The organism is Rhizobium sp. ARZ01 (assembly GCF_014851675.1).
In the GTDB taxonomy this organism is placed as follows: domain Bacteria; phylum Pseudomonadota; class Alphaproteobacteria; order Rhizobiales; family Rhizobiaceae; genus Mycoplana.
On the sequence record NZ_JACVAE010000001.1, the window covers coordinates 2,234,668 to 2,256,743 of the forward strand.

Annotated in this window: 21 protein-coding genes; 10 read left to right on the forward strand and 11 right to left on the reverse strand. The window is 62.8% G+C overall.

Going from position 1 to position 22,076, the window contains the following annotated elements:
* Window positions 1-4: 4 nt before the first annotated feature.
* The 3 genes from petA to IB238_RS10690 all read right to left on the reverse strand — a co-directional run bounded on the left by petA (window position 5) and on the right by IB238_RS10690 (window position 4,657).
* Window positions 5-583, reverse strand: coding sequence for a ubiquinol-cytochrome c reductase iron-sulfur subunit (petA, locus tag IB238_RS10680; protein WP_192246026.1), 579 nt, complete (start codon window positions 581-583; stop codon window positions 5-7).
* A gap of 258 nt (window positions 584-841) precedes the next feature.
* A complete protein-coding gene (locus IB238_RS10685) occupies window positions 842-2,710 on the reverse strand; it encodes an ABC transporter ATP-binding protein (RefSeq protein WP_192246029.1) in 1,869 nt (622 codons plus the stop codon).
* A 93-nt stretch (window positions 2,711-2,803) separates the two neighbouring features.
* Window positions 2,804-4,657, reverse strand: coding sequence for an ABC transporter ATP-binding protein (locus tag IB238_RS10690; protein WP_192246030.1), 1,854 nt, complete (start codon window positions 4,655-4,657; stop codon window positions 2,804-2,806).
* Between the two features lie 422 nt (window positions 4,658-5,079).
* On the opposite strand from IB238_RS10690, the gene IB238_RS10695 reads away from it, so the two are divergent.
* Window positions 5,080-5,541 (forward strand): tRNA (cytidine(34)-2'-O)-methyltransferase, encoded by a 462-nt coding sequence (locus IB238_RS10695; protein ID WP_192246033.1) that lies wholly within the window; start codon window positions 5,080-5,082, stop codon window positions 5,539-5,541.
* Window positions 5,542-5,566: 25 nt separating this feature from the next.
* Here the strand turns inward: IB238_RS10695 and IB238_RS10700 are convergent, their stop codons facing one another.
* Window positions 5,567-6,139, reverse strand: coding sequence for an NAD(P)H-dependent oxidoreductase (locus IB238_RS10700; RefSeq protein WP_192246035.1), 573 nt, complete (start codon window positions 6,137-6,139; stop codon window positions 5,567-5,569).
* 77 nt (window positions 6,140-6,216) lie between these two features.
* Here IB238_RS10700 and soxR point away from each other — a divergent pair, with 77 nt between their 5' ends.
* Complete coding sequence (gene soxR, locus IB238_RS10705; RefSeq protein WP_192246037.1) at window positions 6,217-6,675, forward strand: redox-sensitive transcriptional activator SoxR; 459 nt, start codon at window positions 6,217-6,219, stop codon at window positions 6,673-6,675.
* 46 nt (window positions 6,676-6,721) lie between these two features.
* Here the strand turns inward: soxR and IB238_RS10710 are convergent, their stop codons facing one another.
* Window positions 6,722-8,005 (reverse strand): hemolysin family protein, encoded by a 1,284-nt coding sequence (locus IB238_RS10710; RefSeq protein ID WP_192246039.1) that lies wholly within the window; start codon window positions 8,003-8,005, stop codon window positions 6,722-6,724.
* 181 nt (window positions 8,006-8,186) lie between these two features.
* A complete protein-coding gene (locus IB238_RS10715; protein ID WP_192246041.1) occupies window positions 8,187-8,450 on the reverse strand; it encodes a hypothetical protein in 264 nt (87 codons plus the stop codon).
* Window positions 8,451-8,627: 177 nt separating this feature from the next.
* Between IB238_RS10715 and hemF the strand changes: the two genes are divergently transcribed.
* The 3 genes from hemF to IB238_RS10730 all read left to right on the forward strand — a co-directional run bounded on the left by hemF (window position 8,628) and on the right by IB238_RS10730 (window position 10,228).
* Window positions 8,628-9,539: an oxygen-dependent coproporphyrinogen oxidase gene (hemF, locus tag IB238_RS10720; protein WP_192246043.1), complete on the forward strand. Its 912-nt coding sequence runs from the start codon at window positions 8,628-8,630 to the stop codon at window positions 9,537-9,539.
* A gap of 95 nt (window positions 9,540-9,634) precedes the next feature.
* Window positions 9,635-9,880, forward strand: coding sequence for a hypothetical protein (locus tag IB238_RS10725; protein WP_192246045.1), 246 nt, complete (start codon window positions 9,635-9,637; stop codon window positions 9,878-9,880).
* A gap of 156 nt (window positions 9,881-10,036) precedes the next feature.
* Window positions 10,037-10,228 (forward strand): DUF1059 domain-containing protein, encoded by a 192-nt coding sequence (locus tag IB238_RS10730; RefSeq protein WP_192246047.1) that lies wholly within the window; start codon window positions 10,037-10,039, stop codon window positions 10,226-10,228.
* Window positions 10,229-10,258: 30 nt separating this feature from the next.
* Here IB238_RS10730 and IB238_RS10735 read toward each other — a convergent pair whose 3' ends face one another.
* Genes IB238_RS10735 through IB238_RS10745 form a run of 3 tightly spaced genes read right to left on the reverse strand, consistent with a single transcriptional unit; the run spans window position 10,259 to window position 12,761 of the window.
* The gene (locus tag IB238_RS10735; protein ID WP_192246049.1) at window positions 10,259-11,512 is read right to left on the reverse strand and encodes a CCA tRNA nucleotidyltransferase; all 1,254 of its coding nucleotides are present in this window, start codon (window positions 11,510-11,512) and stop codon (window positions 10,259-10,261) included.
* Window positions 11,509-12,141, reverse strand: coding sequence for a CoA pyrophosphatase (locus IB238_RS10740; protein ID WP_192246051.1), 633 nt, complete (start codon window positions 12,139-12,141; stop codon window positions 11,509-11,511). Before IB238_RS10740 ends, IB238_RS10735 begins: the two co-directional genes overlap by 4 nt.
* Window positions 12,138-12,761: a DUF1285 domain-containing protein gene (locus IB238_RS10745; RefSeq protein ID WP_192246053.1), complete on the reverse strand. Its 624-nt coding sequence runs from the start codon at window positions 12,759-12,761 to the stop codon at window positions 12,138-12,140. The genes IB238_RS10740 and IB238_RS10745 overlap by 4 nt, the downstream gene beginning before the upstream one ends.
* Before the next feature lie 144 nt (window positions 12,762-12,905).
* Here IB238_RS10745 and IB238_RS10750 point away from each other — a divergent pair, with 144 nt between their 5' ends.
* Genes IB238_RS10750 through IB238_RS10765 form a run of 4 tightly spaced genes read left to right on the forward strand, consistent with a single transcriptional unit; the run spans window position 12,906 to window position 19,743 of the window.
* A complete protein-coding gene (locus IB238_RS10750; RefSeq protein ID WP_192246055.1) occupies window positions 12,906-13,919 on the forward strand; it encodes a MoxR family ATPase in 1,014 nt (337 codons plus the stop codon).
* Window positions 13,920-13,932: 13 nt separating this feature from the next.
* Window positions 13,933-14,853 carry a DUF58 domain-containing protein gene (locus IB238_RS10755; RefSeq protein WP_192246057.1) on the forward strand — a complete coding sequence of 307 codons (921 nt, stop codon included), beginning with the start codon at window positions 13,933-13,935 and terminating at the stop codon, window positions 14,851-14,853.
* The gene (locus IB238_RS10760; RefSeq protein ID WP_192246059.1) at window positions 14,850-17,672 is read left to right on the forward strand and encodes a DUF4159 domain-containing protein; all 2,823 of its coding nucleotides are present in this window, start codon (window positions 14,850-14,852) and stop codon (window positions 17,670-17,672) included. Before IB238_RS10755 ends, IB238_RS10760 begins: the two co-directional genes overlap by 4 nt.
* A 1-nt stretch (window position 17,673) precedes the next feature.
* Complete coding sequence (locus IB238_RS10765; RefSeq protein WP_192246061.1) at window positions 17,674-19,743, forward strand: hypothetical protein; 2,070 nt, start codon at window positions 17,674-17,676, stop codon at window positions 19,741-19,743.
* Between the two features lie 24 nt (window positions 19,744-19,767).
* Here the strand turns inward: IB238_RS10765 and IB238_RS10770 are convergent, their stop codons facing one another.
* Window positions 19,768-20,178 (reverse strand): GNAT family protein, encoded by a 411-nt coding sequence (locus IB238_RS10770; RefSeq protein WP_192246063.1) that lies wholly within the window; start codon window positions 20,176-20,178, stop codon window positions 19,768-19,770.
* A 78-nt stretch (window positions 20,179-20,256) separates the two neighbouring features.
* Window positions 20,257-20,883, reverse strand: coding sequence for an N-acetyltransferase (locus IB238_RS10775; protein ID WP_246723529.1), 627 nt, complete (start codon window positions 20,881-20,883; stop codon window positions 20,257-20,259).
* Between the two features lie 206 nt (window positions 20,884-21,089).
* On the opposite strand from IB238_RS10775, the gene IB238_RS10780 reads away from it, so the two are divergent.
* Window positions 21,090-22,076, forward strand: a complete 987-nt coding sequence (locus IB238_RS10780) for a glutathione S-transferase family protein (protein WP_192246065.1) — start codon at window positions 21,090-21,092, stop codon at window positions 22,074-22,076.

The window sequence follows — 22,076 nt, forward strand, 5'->3', positions numbered from 1 at the left end:
CCCCTCAACCGATCTTGATGACTGTGTCAGAAACGAAGGAGAAGGTCGGCACGTGGAGGTTCTCCGGCGCCGGACCTTTGCGGATACGGCCCGCCGTGTCGTAGTGCGAGCCGTGGCAGGGACAGAACCAGCCACCGAAATCGCCGGCCTGGCCGAGCGGCACGCAACCGAGATGGGTGCACGAGCCGATCATGACGATCCAGTTTTCCTTGCCATCGCCGGCGGAGCGGTCGAGGTCGGTAGCTTCCGCATCGGCCGCAACGTTCGCGTTGCGCGCATTCAGGTCCTTCAGGTCGGCAAGCGGAACAGCCTTGGCTTCTTCCACTTCCTTGTCCGTGCGGTTGCGGATGAAGATCGGCTTGCCGCGCCACTTGGCCGTCAGCGACATGCCCGGCTCAAGGCTGGAAACGTCGACTTCGATCGATGCAAGCGCAAGCGTCGAAGCATCCGGACGCATCTGGTCGATGAACGGCCAGGCGAATGCCGCCACGCCGACCGCACCGGCCATCCCCGTTGTAATGTAAAGAAAATCGCGGCGCGTGGGTTCGCCCGCGGTCCCGCTTGTTGTGTCGTGTTCGCTCACGGCCTGACCATCCTCTCACGCAAAGTCTTGCGGTTACCGCATTAACCTCATGGAGCCGAGAACCGGACACAATGCGGCCATAGATTCCCGCCAATCGGCCGCGTTCTAAGCTCGAACGGAAATTATGTCCAGCCTTGGAAAGCACGGGTGGGCACAATGTCGCGGGAAAAGCCAGGCGTGCGATTTCATTGTTGAAGCGGGCATCCCGCGCCAGGCGGAGCGACGAACGCCGCCAAAGTGGCCTACATTGCGTTTCGTCTATTCCGCGGCTTCATCACGTGCAAGGAATCCGCCTGATTGACGGGCCCAAAGCTCGGCATAAAGCCCGCACCGTGCGACAAGTTCGGCATGGGTCCCCTGCTCGATAATCCGGCCCCGGTCCATGACGACGAGGCGGTCGAGCGCAGCGATGGTGGAGAGACGATGGGCGATGGCCAGCACTGTCTTTCCGTGCATCAGCTTCTCCAGGTTCGACTGGATGGCCGCCTCGACCTCCGAGTCGAGCGCCGAGGTTGCTTCGTCCAGCACGAGGATCGGCGCGTCCTTCAGCATCACGCGGGCAATCGCAATCCGCTGGCGCTGTCCGCCGGACAGCTTAACGCCACGTTCCCCCACATGCGCCTCATAGCCCTTCCGGCCGCGCTGATCTTCGAGACCCAGGATGAATTCGTTGGCCTCGGCGCGGCTGGCGGCAGCGACTATCTCGGCTTCGGAGGCATCCGCCTTGCCGAAGAGAATGTTGTCGCGGATCGAGCGATGCAGGAGGGCGGTATCCTGGCTGACCATGCCGATATTGGCGCGCAGGCTCTCCTGCGTCACCGCGGCGATATCCTGACCGCCAACGAAAATACGACCGCCCTCGAGATCGTAGAAGCGCAGAAGGAGGTTGACGAGCGTTGACTTGCCCGCGCCCGAGCGACCGACGATACCGACCTTTTCGCCGGGGCGAATGGTCAGCGACAGGTTCTCGATCACGCCCGATGGGCGCCCGTAGTGGAAACGGATGTTCTCGAGTCGAACCTCCGGCTTTGTCACGACCAGCGGTTTGGCGTCCGGCCGATCAACAAGCCCGATTGGCTGCGAGATCAGCTCGGCGGAATTCTGGATCGTGCCGATGTTACGCATGATGCTGTTGAGCTGGGTCATCAGGCGGTTGAGGAGGAAGTTGAGCCGCAAAACGAGCGCCATTGTGAAGGCGACCGCGCCCGCACTGATCATCGAAGCCAGCCACAGGTGGATGCACAGCATCGCCATGCTGACGATCATGATTCCTGAGAGAAGCCCCAGCGAAGCGCGGACACCCGTCAGAAAACGCGTAAACCGCAGGATCGTCGCCTGATAGGTCTCGAAGCCCTGCAGCATGTAGCGATCGTTGACGTCGTCGCGACCGAAGAGCTTGAGCGTCTGGATGTTCGAATAGGCGTCGACCATGCGGCCGTTCAACATGGAGGCAGCCTCTGCCGATTCTTTCGAATGGTAGCGGATGCGCGGCACGAAGAAGCGCGCCAGAAAAGCGAAGATGACGATCCAGACGCCGACGACGGCGGCGAGCCGTAGATCTAGCCCGCCGATCAGAACGAGCGTCGAAGCTGCATAGATCGTCACGAACCAGATGCTCTCCATAAAGGAGGTGATGACGTCGCCGGTCGCCTGCCCCGCGGACCAGACCTTGGTGACGATGCGGCCGGAGAAGTCGTTCTGGAAGAAGGACAGCGACTGGCGAGCGACATGCGCGTAGGACTGCCAGCGAACGAGATTGTAGAAACCGGGCGTGATGACCTGCTGGTCGAACAGCGCCGTCAGAAAGGTGATGCAGAACCGGACGACACCGATCAGGAGCAGCATCGTAAGAAGCTCGTATCCGTGCCCGGCGATGAGGCCGGACCATCCGTCGGACGGTTTAACTGTGCCGAGGATGTCGACGAGCCGACCGACGAACCAGAAGGTCGCCGCCTCGATCGCCGCCGTCAGCCCGCCGAGAATGAGCATCGCAACGAACGGTCCGGGCGCCTGCCGCACGTAGAACCAGGCAAATCCAATCAGGCCAGAGGGCGGCCGCAGATCGTCCGCCCGCGCGAAGGGCTTAATCCAGTTCTCGAAATAGGAAAAGATCGCGCGCAGAACCATGGGGGAAGATATAGGCCGATTCCGGGGTGCGGCAAATTAAAGTTCGGAAAGGTGCCTTCCCCGCCACCGGCCGGGAAGGGCTCGATCTGCTTGTTACTCCGCTGCTGCTTCCGCCTTTTCGTCGTCGGCGATGAAGCCGCCGGACTGGCGGTTCCAGAGGTCGGCATAGATGCCGCCGCGGGCGACGAGCTCGGCATGGGTACCCATTTCATGGATGTGGCCCTTGTCGAGCACGACGAGACGATCCATCTCCGTCAGCGTCGACAGCCGGTGGGCAATCGCGATGACAGTCTTGCCCTCCATCAGCGCGAACAGGTTCTCCTGGATCGCCGCCTCGACTTCCGAGTCGAGTGCCGAGGTCGCCTCGTCGAGGATCAGGATCGGCGCATCCTTCAGGAAGACGCGGGCGATCGCGATGCGCTGGCGCTGGCCACCGGACAATTTCACGCCGCGTTCGCCAACCTGCGCATCGAGCGCCTGCCGGCCCTGCAGGTCGATGAGATCCTCGATGAAGCTCCAGGCATTGGCGCGCTTGGCCGCCTCGATGATCTCCGCATCGCTCGCCTCCGGCCGGCCGTAGGCGATGTTGTCGCGGATCGAACGGTGCAGGAGCGACGTATCCTGTGTCACGACGCCGATCCTGCTGCGCAGGCTGTCCTGCGTAACCTCAGCAATGTCCTGCCCATCAATGGTGATCCGGCCGTTCTCCAGATCATAGAAGCGCAGAAGCACGTTCATCATCGTCGTCTTGCCGGCACCGGAACGGCCAACGAGGCCGATCTTCTCGCCCGCCCTGATAGACAGCGACAGGTCGTCGATGACGCCCTTGTTCTTGCCATAGTGGAAGCCGACGTGTTCGAAGGCAATTGCACCCTTCTTGGCGGCAAGAGGCTTGGCCGCCTCATGGTCGGTGATGTCGTGCGCCTTCGTCATCATGCCCATGCCGTCATAGACGGTACCGATGTTTTCGAAGAGCGCCGAGACTTCCCACATGATCCACTGCGACATGCCGTTGATGCGCATGGCAAGGCCGATGGCGATCGCGATCGCACCGACGGAGATCGCCCCGTTCAGCCAGAACCAGATCGACAGCGAAGAGATGGCAAACAGCGCCACGCAGTTGTTCAGGTAGACGAGCACGTGGAACATCGTCACCTTGCGCATTTGCCGATGCACCGTCTGCAGGAACTCGTCCATCCCGTTGCGGGCGTAGGCCTCCTCACGCCCGGCATGCGAAAACAGCTTCACCGTCGCGATGTTGGTGTAGCTGTCGACGATCCGGCCGGTCATCATCGAGCGGGCATCAGCCTGATCGGACGAGATCTTCCTGAGCTTCGGAACGAAGTACCAGACGATCGCCACGTAGATGGCGAGCCAGATGATCAAGGGTAAGACGAGCCGCACATCCGCAGTCGCCACGACCGCGATCATGGTGACGAAGTAGGTGACGACGTAGACGAACACGTCGAGGATCTTCATCATCGTCTCGCGAACGGCAAGCGCCGTCTGCATCACCTTGGTGGCAACGCGGCCCGCGAACTCGTTGGCGAAGAAGGCCATGCTCTGGCGAAGCAGGTAGCGGTGCATCTGCCAGCGCGCAATCATCGGATAGTTACCGAGCAGCACCTGGTGCATGATCAGCGAATCCAGCGCCACGACGAGCGGCAGGCCGATCAGCACGATCGCCCCCATCCAGAAAAGCCGCGTCTTCTCGGTCTCGAGGAAGGTTGCGCGATCCGCACTCGACAGCCAATCGACGATGTTGCCGAGGAACTGGAACAGCATGACTTCGCCAACGGCGATCAGCGCCGTCAGGATCGCCATGATGACCAGCCAGGGAGCGGCCGTGCGGGTGTAGTGCCAGCAAAAGGCAAAGAGTCCCTTCGGCGGAAGCGTCGGCTCCTCGGAAGGGTACGGATTCAGTCTGCTTTCAAACCAGCCGAACATGGTGGTTCTCTCTCCAAAAAATTCCCGGGAGCCGCAAGCTCGACTTGCCGCGATAGCGCGCAAGGCCTGTCAGTTTACCCGGGGGACCTTGGCACGGCACACCAGGCCGTACGCTGTCGATTGAAAATGCAAAGTCAGGAAAAGCGTCGAACGCCTAAGCGAGACGGGGGACGATGCCGCCAAGGAGGCGTGGTCGATATGCTGTATCCATATGGAGGCCTCCCTGTTCTCGCGTTGAAGATGACGTTTGTTACCCTGAATTACGGATTTTCGCCAGAGGGTCCTGCCCAAAAATGCATCATTCGCACCCCCCCTGTTGCCGGATCAGCACAACTCAGCCGCGCCGATCGTTTTGCGGCCGACCAAGGCGCGCATGTCGGAATAACTTTGGATCCCTTGCCTTTTGCGCTATGGGCGTGCGTATGCCGCTTCTTCGCATCGCCCTCTACCAGCCGGACATCGCCGGCAACACCGGTACGATCCTCAGGCTCGCGGCGTGCCTTGGCGTGGGTGTCGACATTATCGAACCTGCCGGCTTCGACATCTCCGACCGCAGCTTGAAGCGCGCCGGGATGGACTACCTCGCAGCCGTCGCGCTCACCCGGCACGTCACGTGGGACCGCTTCGAAGAATGGCGCACCGGAACCGGTCGGCGGCTTGTGCTCGCTTCCACGAAAGCCGCGATGCCCTATGTCGACCTCGCCTATCGGCCGGACGATATCCTGCTCTTCGGTCGCGAAAGCGCCGGCGTGCCGGACCATGTCCACGAGAAGGCCGATGCCCGTGTGTTGATCCCGATGGTCGAGGGGCAGCGCTCCATCAACATCGCCATGTCGGCTGCGATGATCGCCGGCGAGGCACTGCGGCAGACGGGTTTCGGCTGAAACCCTCCTCGCGATCAGTCCCAGTTCAAGCCGCCGCACTGTCATAGACTGATTCCCACCGCGCTGTCCTGAGCGCCCGCGCCCACCAGAGCAACCGGCGCATCATGACAATCACAGGCCCCTTCATCTGCGCCGGGCGCATCGGGTTCCCCTCCGAATCGAACAACGACCCAACATGGGCAAGGCTGACTGTGTCGCGGATCGTCACGGCGTGAAGTTCGCTGAAGACCAAGCGCAACTGCTCGACGGCGCGCAAGCCGCCGGAAATTCCGCCATAGGAAACGAAGGCGATCGGCTTGACGTGCCAGGGCTTGTAGGTGCTGTCGATCATCGCCTTGAGGACGGCCGGATAGCCGTGATTGTACTCTGGCACGACAATCAGAAAGGCGTCTGCCTCTTCCAGCCGGGCTTCGATGATTGCGGCAGAATGTTCGTCCGGACCGCTCGCGGAAAAGCTCAATTCTGCCGGATCGAGGACGGTGACGTCGAAGCCGCCCATCCCGTCCAACTCGGACAGGAGCCAGTTCGCGACCGTATCGCAGAACCTCCCTTCGCGGGCACTGCCGTAGATCATCGCGATGCGGATGTTGTCATTCATAGGTGTCGGCTCCAGCGTTTCAATCGAGTGGAGCCAATGCTATAAAACCTCAAGCAATATTGAGGTCAACAACGTAAATGCAAAAAAATCAAAGGGAATTGCCAGCGAGGGAGCTAAGCGTCGGTGAAGTCGCCGAACGCAGCGAAGTCGCGGTATCTACCTTGCATTTCTATGAGGCCAAGGGGCTGATCCGCAGCAATCGCAACCGCGGCAACCAGCGTCGCTATCCGCGCTCAATTCTCCGCCGCGTCGCCGTGATCAAGGTCGCCCAGAAGACCGGCATCCCGCTCACCGAGATTGCCGATGCTTTGTCGGCGCTGCCGCATGACAGGCCCTTGACTGCGGAAGACTGGCGGACGCTGTCCCGCACCTGGCGCGAAGGGCTCGACGAGCGCATCGCACGACTAACGGCACTACGCGACCACCTGGAAGGCTGCATCGGCTGCGGTTGCCTCTCCATGCAAGACTGCCCCCTGCGCAACCCGGATGACGAGCTCGGCAAGAGCGGCACAGGTGCGCGGCTGATCGACCCTTGAGCGTAGCGCGGATTCCGCTTGGCACGTCCGGGCCGTCGGTGCTGCCCTATTCGACCTTGCTGGCAAGCAGTTTGTCGATCCGGCGTCCATCCATGTCCACCACCTCGAACTGCCAGCCCTGAGTCTGGACGATTTCTCCGGTGACCGGCAGGTGCTGCAGCACGTCGATGATCAGGCCGGCAGCGGTCTGGTAGCTTCGACTGTCGGGGAGCGACAGGCCAAAGCGATCCGCCAACTCGTCGATCGGCATGGAGCCGGATATGAGCCAGGAGCCGTCGGCGCGCTGGACGGCATAGTCGTCCTCCTCGCCCTCTCCGACATCGAAGCGGAACACTCCGGCGATCGCTTCCAGAACGTCGGCGGGTGTCAGCACCCCCTCGAAGTGGCCGTATTCGTCATGAACGAGCAGCATCGGCACCTCGGAGGATCGCAGCGCTTCAAGCACACGCATCGCGTCCATGCTGTCAGGAATGACCGGCGCCTGGCGGATATAGGCCCTGACATCGAACGGCGCGCCCGAGGAGACCGCGGGGAGAAGCTCGCGGAGTTGCAGGATGCCGATGATAGATTCGATCCCCCCTTCTCCGACGGGAAGGCGCGAATGCGGGCTTTGGAAGATCTGCTGGCGAATTTCGGCCGGATTGTCGCTGAGATCGATCCAGTCGACATCCTTGCGCGGCGTCATCAGGCCTCGCGCTTCGCGGTCCGAGAAACGCATGACGCCGGCAATCATGCTCTGTTCACCGCTTTCGATGACGCCAGCCGCCTCGGCCTCCGCCATGACGGCCTTGATCTCCTCGTCGGTGACGACGCTCTCCGGCGTTTCGTGCAAGCCGAAGATGCGAAAGATCAGCCGTGTGGAGCCGTCGAGCAGCCAGATGAACGGGCCGCCCACCTTCGCAAGCAGCGCCATTCCGGGCGCGACCATGCAGGCGAAGCGCTCCGGGTTTCGCAAGGCAACATGCTTCGGCACAAGCTCGCCGACGACCACCGATAGATAGGTGATAAGTGTGATGACGACACCGTAGCCGAGCGGGCCGGCGAGCCAGTTCGGCACGCCCGAGTCACGCATGATCTCGCCGAGGCGCACGCCCAGTGCGGCACCTGAGACGGCGCCGGCGAGGATACCGACGAGCGTGATGCCGATCTGCACCGTGGACAGGAATTTTCCCGGATTGTCGGCAAGGCGAACGGCGGCTTCTGCCCCTCTCTTTCCCTGCGCAGCAAGCGTCTTCAGGCGGACTTTCCGCGATGAGACGATGGAGAGTTCGGAAAGGGCAAAAAGCCCGTTGATGACGATAAGAACAAATGCAATCGCGAGTTCGAACAAGCGGTGTTCGCCGGACGCATTTCTCGAACCGGCACCTTTCAGCTGTTTCAGATGCGCCGCAAACTACGGGGCAACAGGTTCGGGGTCAATGCAATCCTGGCCGCCCTGTGGGCGAAATGACCGGCGGGGATGCGAGGAAGGCGAGCAGACCCGGAGGATGATGAATCCGATGCACTGTTTTTCAATCCGCGCTCGGCAGCCTCCGCATGGTGAACTCTATTCTGTCACCTTCAAGCGGGCGCCAGCTCTCCACCTCGGTCCAATAGGCCGCCTTCGGCCAGGTATCGAACCACTCGCGCGCCTTCTGGCGCGCAGCACCGCGCTCGAGGCGGTAGGTCTCGCGGATGAAGTGGCCTTTTTCCTGCCCGCCCCCACGTTCGCGCCTGCTCTGTTCGATCCGCCGTCTCAGTCCATCGAGCGGCGGAGGGCCTGGAATACGCGCCATTCAGATGTCCTCCGGCAGCACATTCATGATGCAAAGATAGGATGTCGCATGGGTTTTGGCGAGTCCTACCGAATTCTCTGCTCGCCAGGTGTGGTTGCCAACTGCCGGCGAAAAATGGGAAGTGTGACGAAAAGGCGAATCGGCCGTAAAATGCGGCCAGACATCTAGGAAAAGACCATGGAAAGACCGGACCTGCCGAAGGGCCTGCCGGATGACATCGACGACAGAAAGACGCGTGCACGCACCTGGTTCGAGGCGTTGCGCGACCAGCTGTGCTCGGCATTCGAGACGCTGGAGGACGAACTGCAGGGTCCCCTCAGCGAACGTGCGCCAGGCCGCTTCATCGGTCGCGACTGGCAGCGCGAGGACGGCGAAGGCGGCGGCGGGCGCATGTCGATGATGGAAGGCCGCGTCTTCGAGAAGGTCGGCATCCACACCTCGACCGTCCACGGAGAATTCTCTCCCGAATTCCGCGGACAGATACCCGGTGCGAGCGAAGACCCGCGCTTCTGGGCGTCCGGCATCTCGCTGATTGCGCATCCGATCAATCCCAACGTTCCGACCGTGCACATGAACACCCGCATGGTGGTCACGACCAGCCACTGGTTCGGCGGGGGCGCGGATCTGACGCCGATGCTTGGTCGCCGCCGGGTGCAAGCCGATCCGGATACGGTCCTCTTCCACCGCGCCATGGAAATCACCTGCAACAGGCATCCGGTCGCCGACTACCAGAAGTTCAAGACCTGGTGCGACGAGTACTTCTTCCTCAAGCACCGCAATGAACCGCGCGGCATTGGCGGCGTGTTCTACGACTGGCTGCACTCTCCCCAGGAGGCCGGCGGCTGGGAAGCGGATTTCGCCTTCACTCAGGATATAGGCAGGGCGTTCGGGCTGGTCTATCCGAAGATCGTGCGTTCGAACTTCAACAATGGCTGGACGGAAGAAGATCGCGACGAACAACTCATACGGAGAGGCCGTTATGTGGAGTTCAACCTGCTCTACGATCGCGGCACCATCTTCGGTCTGAGGACCGGCGGCAATGTCGAGTCGATCCTATCGTCCCTCCCCCCTGTCGTCCGCTGGCCGTAACGCGTTCTAGGTCGTTCGGACAGGCCATTCGAATATCGCCCTAATCCGTTTCATGATACGCTCCTCCGGCATGGTTCCATCGGAGGAGGGTTATCATGACGAATGCGACTGCCGGCGTGTCGAGCGACTCGGAGCACGGCCTTCACAGCGCCGAATTACTCAATCGGATCGCCGAGAAAATGCGCCTCGAAAGCGGCAGTGACCTGCCGCGAGACTATTTTCTGCAACAGGTTCGCCGCCAGCTGGCCGACACCGGCTCGCCATATCCGTCCAAGGATGCAAAGTACCGGTCATCCGCCTGCTTTGACGCCTGGGCAAAGCCCGAGGGCAAGTTCGGCTGACACGACTGGAGTGCGCTGCGGGGCGAGCGGAATGGAACATTGTCGCTTCAACCGCGTTCCCATTTCCGGCGTTGTGCGACGATCGAGCCGTTTCGTCTGAACCTCGTGGGATCGCGGCAAAACTTCAATCAAGAAAGACTACAAGGGAGGCATGCCATGAGACTGTTTGAATGCGGAACGCTAGTGCCTGGCTGCGCATGGCATACACGCGCCGAAAATGATGCGGAAGTGGTACGGCGCGTCGTTGAGCACATGCGCGATACGCATGGTGAGACGGTGATCCGCGAAAACATGGTCGATAACATCAAGGCGCGGATCGTCGACGAGCCGAAAGTCGAAAGCGCTTAAAGCGCATTGAAGCACAGGCGCCGAATAGCCCTAATTCGCAAGGTTCGCCAGCCGGGCGAGTAAGCTCGCCCGGTCGAGGTGGAAATTGCTCTCGACCCATTCGTTTTCCAATGATCCCAAGACTTCACCGACCTTCTGGCCGGCCGGTACGCCGGCTGCCAAGACATCCGCGCCGGAAAGCGGAAATGGCGGCTTGGACCAGCGTTCGGCACGTGCAAGCAGCCGTTGGCAAAGGCCGCTAAAAGCCATCGCCTGCGGATCGCCTTCCGCCTTTGCCCGAGCCGAGGACAATGCCAACTTCAGGCGAACCGTGAGCCCCTGCGAGCCGTTACGGTAGAGCATGCGGTCGAAAGCTGTCTCCGCGAGCGTCGTTGGAATTTCGGGGGCACCGGCCCACTGAAGCAGGAAGGCCGCTTCCGCGCGGGAAAACTTCAGGCGCGCCGACAGGGCGGCGAGGCGCTCCGCATCCGGCGGCACCATCGCGGCAAGCCGCAGCAGCGCATCGGGCGCCCAACCGAACGCAGCCTCGGCGGCAACGAGGGCCGGAACGGCGTCGATTCCCCACTTCTCCGTTTCCGGCAGGATCTCCGTAAGCACGCCCGACTGGCGCATCCAAAGGAGGGCGCGGAATGGATCGGGGGCGGTCAGCAGCTTCTTCGTCTCCGACCAGACGCGCTCGGCCGAAAGCGACGCCAGCTTTCCTTTTGCCCGTGCGCAGGCGCGAAGGCCATCCGCATCCGGCCGCCCGTTGCCGTAGAAGGCAAAGAAGCGGAAGAACCTCAGGATCCGCAGGTGATCCTCCGCGATCCTCTGGTCCGCGTCGCCGATGAAGCGCACCGTACGGGTCTCGATATCAGCCAGACCGCCGACGAGATCGATCACCGTGCCGTCGGCGGTCGCATAGAGCGCATTGATCGTGAGATCGCGCCGCTCCGAATCTTCCTGCCAGTTCGTTCCGAATGCCACCTGCGCGCGACGACCATCGGTTTCCAAGTCGCGGCGAAGCGTCGTGACCTCGAACGGGGTCCGATCCACAACGAGTGTCACCGTACCGTGCTCGATCCCGGTCGGCACGGCCTTGACGCCGGCGGCCTTGGCACGGGCGATCACGTCGGTCGGTACAAGTGTGGTGGCAATGTCGACATCGCTGACCGGCATCCCCATCAGGCTGTTGCGCACGGCGCCACCGGCCACCCGCGCCTCACCGCCATCGGCGTTGAGAAGCGTCAGAACCCGCTGGAGTGCCGGATCCTTGAACCAGTCCTGATCCGCCACCGATGTCATGCGTAGAGCCTTTCGTAGATCACCCGGACGATCCCTGCGGTGATGCCCCAGATGTTTCGCCCATCGTAGGGCATGCGATAATAGTGCCGCTCGGCACCCAGCCAGACGCCGCTTCCCGTCTCATGATTGGCCGGGTTCATCAGGAAGGACAGTGGCACCTCGAATACCTCATCTACCTCGTCCGGGTTGAGGTGGAGGGAAAATCCAGGCTGCACCACCGCCAAGACTGGCGTGATGCGGAATCCGGACAGCGCCATGTAGTCCGGGAGACGCCCTACCGTCTCGACCAGGTGACGATTGAGCCCGATCTCTTCTTCGGCCTCGCGCGCGGCAGCCTCCTCCATGTCGCGATCGCCCTCGTCCACCGCCCCGCCCGGAAAGGCGACCTGGCCGGAGTGCTTGCGAAGCGTCGCGGTGCGCTGCGTGAAAATGAGGCGCGCATCGTCGCCGTCGTTGACCGCCGCGATCAGCACGGCGGCGTCCTTCAGCTTCATCCCCTCGACATGTGCAATCGTCATGGGATTGAGCTTGGCATCCCCATTCTCCCGCCAATCTTCAGGGTGCAGCGTCAAGGACTGCACCATGGCCCTGCGGCGGAACTCCGCGGCGCTGTAGAGGGGAAAGCTCATCGTGACAGTGCTTCCAGATCGGCAGCCGGCATGATCGGAAAGACAGATCCCCCCGAGCGCACGGCAAACATCAGCTTACCATCGATAACGATCGTCTCTCCGAGCGCGACGATGTCGTACATCACCGAACGGGAAACCAATGCCTCCAGTCGTCCGCGTACATGAAGATAGGGCTTTAACTCATTGTTTTCGCCAAAAATGACGAAACGCAATTGGTGTTCGATTCCGGCCTCGACGACATCGCCGACATTGGTGCGAAAGGTCAGCTTCTGTGCCTCACCCTCGCCCTGTACGCTCATCTCGACGGCGACAAAAGGCGCGTCGACGACCCGGATTCCGACCTTTTCCACAGGTGTTACGAGATAGATCTTTCCATCCTCGTCGCGGCGCAGGACCGTGGAAAAAAGTCGCACCAAAGGCGCCCGGCCGATCGGCGTGCCCATGTAGAACCACGTCCCGTCGGCGCGGATCTCCATGTCGATATCGCCGCAATCTGGCGGATTCCACTTCTCCACCGGCGGCAGGCCGCGGTTTTGCCCACCCTTGTCGGCGGCCGCCCGTGCGATCAGGGCCGCCAGTCCAGCGGCGTCACCCGTCGCTTGAAATTCGCCCTTAGCCATTGTTCTGTCCCGGTTTGCCCCTATCTCAGTCTGGAGACACGAGATAGTCATTTCAAAGCCGCTTGTCAGCAGCACATCAGCCGATAAGCTCAACATTCGACCGGCAGTATTGCCGGAGTGCAAAACCGGCATCTGGAGACGACCATGGGCGTCGCAAAATCCCCCGAAGCAGGCCTTGACGAAAAAGCCGTAATCGCCGCCGCCGAGCATGCGCTCGCCGACATCGCGCTGGTGCGCAAGGAAGTCGGCAAGGTGATCTTTGGCCAGGAAAGCGTGGTCGAACAGACGATGCTCGCCATTCTGTCCGGCGGTCATGCCCTGCTCGTCGGCGTTCCGGGCCTGGCGAAGACAAAGCTTGTCGCGACACTCGGCACCGTGCTCGGCCTTTCATCAAGTCGCATCCAGTTCACCCCGGACCTGATGCCCTCCGATATCCTTGGCTCGGAGGTGATGGATCAGGACGAAAACGGCAAGCGTTCCTTCCGCTTCGTGCCCGGCCCGATCTTCACCCAGTTGCTGATGGCCGACGAGATCAATCGCGCCTCTCCGCGCACGCAGTCGGCGCTGCTGCAGGCGATGCAGGAGTATCACGTCACGGTCGCAGGCCGCGCCAATGACCTGCCGCGCCCGTTCCACGTGCTGGCAACGCAGAATCCGCTGGAGCAGGAGGGCACCTATCCGTTGCCTGAAGCACAGCTCGACCGCTTCCTGCTGCAGGTAGACGTGGACTATCCTGACTTCGCCGCAGAGCGACGCATCCTGCTTGAAACGACAGGCATTTCCGAGGCGCAGGCCGGTCGGGCCATCACTAGCGCACGCCTGCAGGAAATCCAGTCGTTGATCCGCCAAATGCCGATCGGCGAGACCGTGCTTGACGCGATCCTTGCGCTGGTCCGCTCCGCCCGCCCCGGCAACGGCAATGCGGCAACCGACAAGCAGGTCGCCTGGGGACCCGGTCCGCGCGCCGGCCAGGCCTTGATGCTGTGCGCCCGGGCACGCGCGCTCTACGAGGGCCGGCTCGCACCGTCCGTGGACGACGTGCTGGCGCTGGCCGAGCCTGTGCTGCAACACCGCATGGCGCTGACCTTCTCAGCCCGTGCCGAAGGGACGACCGTGCGCGACGTCATTGCCTCGCTCGTGAACCAGGCCCGCGGCTGACGGGGAGCATGCCATGCCCGCAATCGGCGAGATCGTCCGACGCACACCGACAGCCGAAGTCCTGTCGCGGGGACAGGCGCGCGCGGCGCTGATACCGGATTGCCTCGTCGAAGCGCGACGACTCGCCAACACGGTCATTGCAGGCTGGCACGGGCGGCGCAAGCGTGGCATCGGCGAGAATTTCTGGCAGTTCCGCCCCTACGTGGACGGTGAGAGCCTGTCGCGGATCGACTGGCGTCGCTCGGCTCGCGACGACCACACCTATGTACGCGACCGCGAATGGGAGGCCGCCCACACGATCTGGCTTTGGGCCGATCTCTCGCCTTCGATGATGTATAGGTCGAGCCTCGGCGCGGTATCCAAAGAGAGCCGCGCGCTGGTCATCATGTTGGCTCTTGCCGAAATCCTCGCACGCTCGGGCGAGCGGATCGGCTGCCCGGGCGTCATGGAACCGATCGCGGCCCGCAATGCGGCCGAACGGCTCGCGACCGCGCTTGCCCACAGCGCGCTCGCCGACGGGCTTCCGCCGACCGACATGATCCGCGGTTCGAGCGACATCGTCATGATCGGTGACTTCCTCGATCCGCCGGATGCAGTCATGGAGCGGCTCGGACCGTTGGCAAAACGAGGCTTCCGCGGCCATGTGATCGAAATCGCCGACCCCGCGGAAGAGCTTTTCCCCTATGCCGGCCGCACCGAATTCACCGATCCCGAATCCGGGCAGAAGCTGACCGCCGGCAGGGCAGAGACGCTGAGGGATGACTATGCACGCGCCTATCAGGCCCGTCGCGCCGTCCTCGCCGACCACCTGCGCCATCTTGGCTGGAGCTTCGTCACCCATCGCACCGACCATCTCGCCTCCGAAGCGATCGTCGCCGCCCACATGTACCTCTCCGGTCTGCCGGCGATGAGGGCCGCGGGGGCACACCGATGAGCAGCCTAGCCTTCGCCTATCCCGCCGTGCTTACGGCCCTCGTGCTTCTGCCGGCAATCTGGTGGCTCCTGCGCCTGACGCCGCCAAGGCCCGTGGTCGAGGCCTTTCCGCCATTCCGCATCCTTGCGTCGATCCTGAAGCGCGAGGAGACCCCGGCGCGCAGCCCCTGGTGGCTGACGCTGCTGCGCATGCTGATGGCGGCCGCCGTCATATTCGCGATTGCCGATCCCGTGCTGAACCCACGGGAGAACACGCTTTCGACATCCGGTCCCCTCGTGCTCGTTATCGACAACAGCTGGGCCTCGGCCGCAGATTGGCAGCGGCGCGTCGATACAGCGTCCGCCCTGATCGACGATGCTGAAGCGCGCAACCTGCCCATTTCGATAATCTTCACTGTCGAGCGCGGACACGATGCCGTGCCGACTGACGCGGCAACTGCTCGCACGCGTCTCGCCGCGGCCCAGGCCCGGCCGCTACCCGCAAGCCGTGGAACAGCGCTTGCAGCATTGACGACGGCATTGGAGGGCACGACACCGGGCACGCTCGCTTTCCTTTCAGACGGGATCGCCGGCGACGACAGCGACAACAGTGACGGGACGCTGGCAGCGCTAAAGGCGTTGCAACCAGCCGATTTCCGCCTGATCGAAGGGGATGGCAGAGCCACCGTCGCCCTCACCGGCGCCAACAACGACGCAGACACAATGACCGTGAACGCCAGCCGGCTTTCCACACGTGAAGCCCGTACATTGGCGCTGACCGCCCATGACACGCGCGGCCGGCCGATCGGCAACGGCACGATTTCCTTCAAGGCCGGCGCGTCGACTGGGACCGGCAGCATCACGGCACCCTTTGAACTACGCAACGACTTCGCCCACATCACGGTCGATGGCCTTGCGACGGCCGGCGCCACCTATCTGCTCGACGACGGTTTCCGCCGCCGGCGTGTCGCTATTCTCAGCGGCGAGACGCAGGATGCAAGCCAACCCCTTCTATCGCCGCTGCACTACATCGAAAAGGCGCTCACCCCGTATTCGGACCTGATCCATCCCGGCGTTTCCGACCTCGCCACCGCCATTCCCGAGCTTCTCGAGCAGCGCCCCTCGGTGCTGATCATGGCCGACATCGGCCGCCTGCCGGAGGCAACCTACGCGCCGATGAAGAAATGGCTGGAAGCCGGCGGCATGCTGATCCGCTTCGCTGGCCCCCGCCTTGCCGCGGCCCCCGCCGATGATCCCCTGGTGCCGGTCATGCTCAGAAAGGGCGAGCGGGCACTCGACGGCGCCCTTTCCTGGTCAGAGCCGCAGCCGCTCGCCGATTATCCGCCCACAAGCCCCTTCGCTGGCATGCCGCGCGCGAACGACGTGCTGGTCAAGCGCCAGGTTCTGGCCGAGCCGACGCCGGATCTTCCCGAGCGGACCTGGGCGAACCTGGCCGATGGAACACCGCTCGTGACGACCGGCAAGGTCGGGGCGGGCCGCATCGTCCTCTTCCATGTCAGTGCTGAAACAGGCTGGTCGAACCTGCCCCTGGCGGGCGATTTCGTCGAAATGCTGCGGCGTAGCGTGCAGCTTTCGCGAGGCGGCGGCGTCGCGGCAACTGACCAGGCAAATGGTCAGCGCCTTCCACCGTTCCGACTGCTGACGGCCGTCGGCACGCTTTCCACAGACACCGGCGAGGCCAAGCCGCTCGATCCGGCAGTTGCGGGCAAGAACCATGCGACGGAGGACAATCCCCCCGGCCTCTACGGCTCGCAGGACGGATTTGTCGCCCATAACCTGTTTCCGGCCGGACAGAAGCTGGTGCAGCTTCGGGCCACAGCCGACCTCTCGATCACGCGAGAGAACCTGATCGGTCAGGTGGAGAAATCCCTCAAGCCAGTACTCTTCTTGATTGCCACGCTGCTGTTGATTGCAGACTGCCTGATTGTGCTGTTCATGAGCGGCGCCTTCACCCGCAATATTTCTCGGGCACCAGCGCGAGCCGCCACCCTCGCCCTCACCTTCACTCTGTCTCTTGGGCTGTTGGCCCTGTCACCCGGGTTGCCCCTCGCAGATGACGCCAAGCCCGATGATGATACGCTGTTCGCCCGGCTGGATACGACCCATCTCGCCTATGTCGTCACCCGTGAAAGCGACGTCGATCGCGTCTCCGAACGCGGGCTTGCGGGCCTGACGGAATTTCTCACCTACCGCACGACGCTCGAACCCGGTGAACCGGTAGGTGTCGACATTGCGACCGACGAGCTTGCCGTCTATCCGCTGCTCTACTGGCCGGTGAGCGCGAGCGCCGAAATGCCGACACCAGCCGCCATCAGCCGCATCGACGCCTACATGCGCAACGGCGGCACCGTGTTGTTCGATACCCGCGACCAGTTCGCCTCGATTGAAAACGACAGCGAAGCAAGCCCCAATACGCAGCGGCTGCGCGAGATACTCGCCAATTTAGACATTCCGCCGCTGGAACCCGTCCCGGCAGATCATGTGCTGACGAAGGCCTTTTATCTGCTGACGAATTTCCCCGGCCGCTATGCTGGAGGCCACCTGTGGGTCGAAGCCGAACTCGATCACAAGGAAGATCCGAACCGGCCGGCGCGGGCGGGTGATGGTGTGACACCGATCATGATCACTGGCAACGACTTCGCCGGCGCCTGGGCAATCGACGCCAACGGCATGCCGCTTCTGCCGACGGTTCCGCCCGACGAGGTGCAGCGCGAACACGCGTTCCGATCAGGTGTCAACATCCTGATGTACATGCTGACCGGCAACTACAAGGCAGACCAGGTGCATGTTCCCGCCCTTCTCGAACGGTTGGGTCAGTAACATGAGCATCGCTTTCTCACCGCTCTTTCCCTGGCTTGTCATTGGGCTTCTCATGGCAGCCGCCGCGCTGCTCGCCGCCATTGGGCTATGGCGTGGCTTGCGCGGCGCGGCGCTGCGTACAGTCGCATTGGCGCTGCTGTTGCTGGCGCTCGCCAATCCGGTGATCATGCAGGAGGAACGGGAAGCGCTTCCGACGGTGGTCGCCGTCGTGGTCGACCGCAGCCAGAGCCAGCAGAGCGCTGACCGAACGGCGATGACGGGCAAGGCAGTCGAGGAACTCAAGGCGCGCCTCGCCCGCTTTCCGCGCATCGAGTCCCGCATCGTTGAGGCAGGCGAGGATCCGGACACCGACACACCGTCAACCCGCCTGTTCGACGCACTGACGGCTGCGCTTGCCGATGTTCCGCCCTCGCGCGTCGGCGGCGCGATCCTGCTGACCGACGGGCAGGTGCACGACATCCCCGACCCCGCCGCCTTCACCAATTTCGACGCCCCCGTGCATGGCCTGATCACCGGCCGACCGGACGAATTCGACCGACGCATCGAAGTTCTCAACGCCCCGCGCTTCGGCATCGTCGGTGAACCGCAGGAGCTGAAGTTCCGGGTCACCGACGACGGCAAGGGACCGGGAACGTCAGCGCGGGTGACGATCCGCCTCAACGGCGAAGAGATCGCATCGGAAACGGCCTCGCCGGGAGCGGAGACGCCGTTCCGCTTCACCGTGCCGCGCGGCGGCAACAACGTGCTGGAATTTGCCGTCGAGCCGCTTCAGGGCGAGATCACAACAGCGAACAACCGCGCCGTCCACCTGATCGATGGCATTCGCGAGAACCTGCGCGTGCTGCTCGTCTCCGGCGAGCCGCACGCCGGCGAACGCGCCTGGCGCAACCTGCTGAAGTCCGACACGGCGATCGACCTCGTCCACTTCACCATCCTGCGGCCGCCGGAAAAGCAGGACGGCACGCCGATCAACGAACTCTCGCTGATCGCCTTTCCCACGCGAGAACTGTTCGTCGACAAGATCAACGAATTCGACCTGATCATCTTCGATCGCTACCAGCATCGCGGCGTGCTGCCGATCCTCTACTACGACAACATCGCCCAATATGTGGAAAACGGCGGAGCGCTGCTGATCGCAGCTGGCCCCGAGCACGCCGGCAGCGATTCCATCGCCTACACGCCGCTGTCGGTCGTCCTCCCCGCCACCCCCACCGGCGTGATGAACGAGAAGGCCTTCTATCCGCGGCTGTCCGAACAGGGCAAGAAACACCCGGTTACACGCGGGCTGGAAGGGGCACTGGACGAGCCGCCGCACTGGGGACGCTGGTTCCGGACGGTTGACGTGGCCCCGCCGCAGGGCAGCGTCGTCATGCAAGGCGCTGACAATAACCCGCTTCTCGTGCTCAATCGGCACGGCAAGGGACGTGTCGCCATGCTGCTCTCCGATCAAGGCTGGCTGTGGGCGCGCGACTTCGAAGGGGGCGGCCCGCACGTTTCGCTCTACCGCCGCACCGCCCACTGGCTGATGCAGGAGCCGGCGCTCGAGGAGGAAGCGCTGACGGCGCGTGCCTTCGGTCGGACGCTGGAGATCACACGCCAGACGATCAAGGAGGCGCCGGGACCGGCGATGATCAAGCTGCCTTCGGGCAAAACGAGTTCCGTCGAATTGAAGGAGGATAGCCCCGGCCTCTACCGCGCCGAGGTCAAGACGGCCGAGACCGGCCTCTTCGAGATCGAGAACGAAGGGTTGACGGCGCTCGCCCATGTCGGCGCGGTCGATGCACCCGAATTCAAGGCGACGATCTCGACAACGGAAACGCTGAAGCCGCTCGCCGACAAGACGAAGGGTGTCGTGCGCCGTCTGGCGGATGCCGAAGGCAATTTCGACCTGCCGCCGCTGCTGCCGGTCTCCGGCTCGGTGCGCGCTTCCGATCCCCAGCGGCTTTCGCTCCGGATGACGAGTGAAACAGCGCTCAAGGGCGTGGATAGCCTGCCGCTCTTTGCCGGCTTTGCCGGCGTCGGCCTGCTGCTGCTTGCACTGTCTGCCATGTGGTATCGCGAGGGGCGGTAGGCTTGCCAGCGTCAGCCGATGCAGTCATTGGCTGACAGCAAACTCCCTGTCGAGGATCCCCATCATCACATCGTCATGCCAGGCCCCGTCGATGAACGCGGTTTCCCGTTCACTGCCCTCCTCCACGAAGCCGGACTTCTCGTAGGCACGGATGGCGCGCCGGTTGAAAGCGAGGACGCGTATGGAGATCCGGTGCAGTCGCAACGTAGCGAAGGCGTGCCGGAGAACGAGCCCGATTACTTCGCTTCCCAGCCCCGTGCCGAGACAAGCGGGGTCGAAGATCCCGATGGCCATGGATGCGCGGCGCTCCGCATTCTCGCCTATGCCGTACATCCTGAGGATCGCGCTGTGATTACCAAGCGCAAACCGTGTGTCTGCATCCTCGGCAGACGCGGTTCTCAGTCTTACGTTTTGTCCTTCCAGAACCGGCTGCATGTCCCCTCCACGTTCCTCGCAAGGCAGCAAGCAATCCATTCCCTGCTGGATATGCAGGGTAGAAGGCAACAAAAATGATCAAGCGACGCAATGCGCGGGAGCCGGCTGCAGGTCCGACGCGACCTCCACAGCAGCGTGTTCAGGCCGCCAGCCGATCTCGCCCTGCAGCCGTTCGTGCGTGTCGGCGGCGATCGGCACGACCAGTACCCGCTTCGGGTCAACGGGACCGGGGAAGGTCAGGGCATTGTAGGCGACCTTTTCGAAGCCGAGGGGGCCGTAATAGGGCGGGTCGCCGACAAGGATGACCGCTTCCGAGCCCTTCCGCCTGGCTGCTTCGACTGCAATCCGGACGAGTTCCCGGCCGATACCCTTGTTCTTATGCGACGGCCGGACGGCGAGCGGGCCAAGCAGATGTGCCTTCACGCTGCCCGCATTTACCGGCGTCATCCGCACCGAAGCGATCGTCTCGCCGTCGTCGGCGCAGATGAAGGAAAGCGACCGGTCATGCGGACCTTGCTCGCGGATCCGCGCTGCGGCGCGCACATGCCGTCCCGGGCCAAAGGCTTCTTCGTTGATGTGTTCGATGGCGGCGTCATGAGACGCGTCTTCGGTCAGGTAGACGAGGTCGTGCTTGTGCATGAGAACAGGAACCGTATGCGAGACAATAGGAGATGACTTCGCCTCGATGGAGGCGTTTGAGAGCATCAGCGTCGTCGCGGGTTTCCTGCAAAAAACATCGTCAGAACCGAAATCCTCTTCGCACCACTACGGCACGAATATCTTGACCAGCGCGGATAGCAGAAAAATGCCGCCTGTCAAAGCCCAAAACGCACTGTTCAGAAAATAGTGTCTATTCGCCTCCGATCGTTAAACCTATCTAGACGGTAAGACGAAACCGGAAGGAGATCGGCATGGGAAGGCTCGTGGACGGCATCTGGCATGATGTCTGGTACGACACTGCGGCGACCAAAGGTCACTTCAAGCGGGCGGCCTCGCAGTTTCGCAACTGGATCACGCCTGATGGCGAGCCCGGGCCCACTGGCGAAGGCGGCTTCAAGGCTGAGGCAGGCCGCTACCATCTTTACGTCTCACTTGCCTGCCCCTGGGCGCACCGCACGCTGATCTTCCGCAAGCTGACGAGGCTCGAAGACCTGATCACCGTTTCGATCGTCGATCCGGTGATGCTGTCGAAGGGCTGGGAATTCAAGGGCGAAAGCGGCGGCACGGTCGATCATCTTTTCGGTGTCGATGCGCTCTGGCAGGTCTATGTGAAAGCCGATTCGCACTATTCCGGCCGCGTCACGGTCCCGGTGCTGTGGGACAAGAAGCAGAACCGCATGGTCTCGAATGAGTCGGCGGAAATCATCCGCATGTTCAATTCTGCCTTCGGCGGGATCACCGGCTCGCACAACGACTACTATCCAGCGCATCTGCGTAACGAGATCGACGCGTTGAACGAGCGGATCTACGACACCGTAAACAACGGGGTCTACAAGGCCGGCTTCGCAACGACCCAGGAAGCCTACGAGGAAAACGTCGTCCGTGTCTTTGCGACCCTGGACGAACTCGAGGAGCGCCTCGGCCGGCAGCGGTATCTGACCGGCGAGTGCATCACGGAAGCCGATTGGCGCTTGTTCACGACGCTCGTTCGCTTCGACGCCGTCTATGTCGGCCACTTCAAGTGCAACATCCGCCGCATTGCAGACTATCCGAACCTGTCCGGCTACCTGCGCGACCTCTATCAGGTGCCGGACGTCGCCGATACGGTCAACATGGCCCACATCAAGCAGCACTACTACCGCAGCCACCTGACGATCAATCCGACGGGGATCGTTCCGGTCGGGCCGGAACTCGACCTCGCCGCACCCCACGGGCGGGAGCGGCTGCTGGCTGCCTGA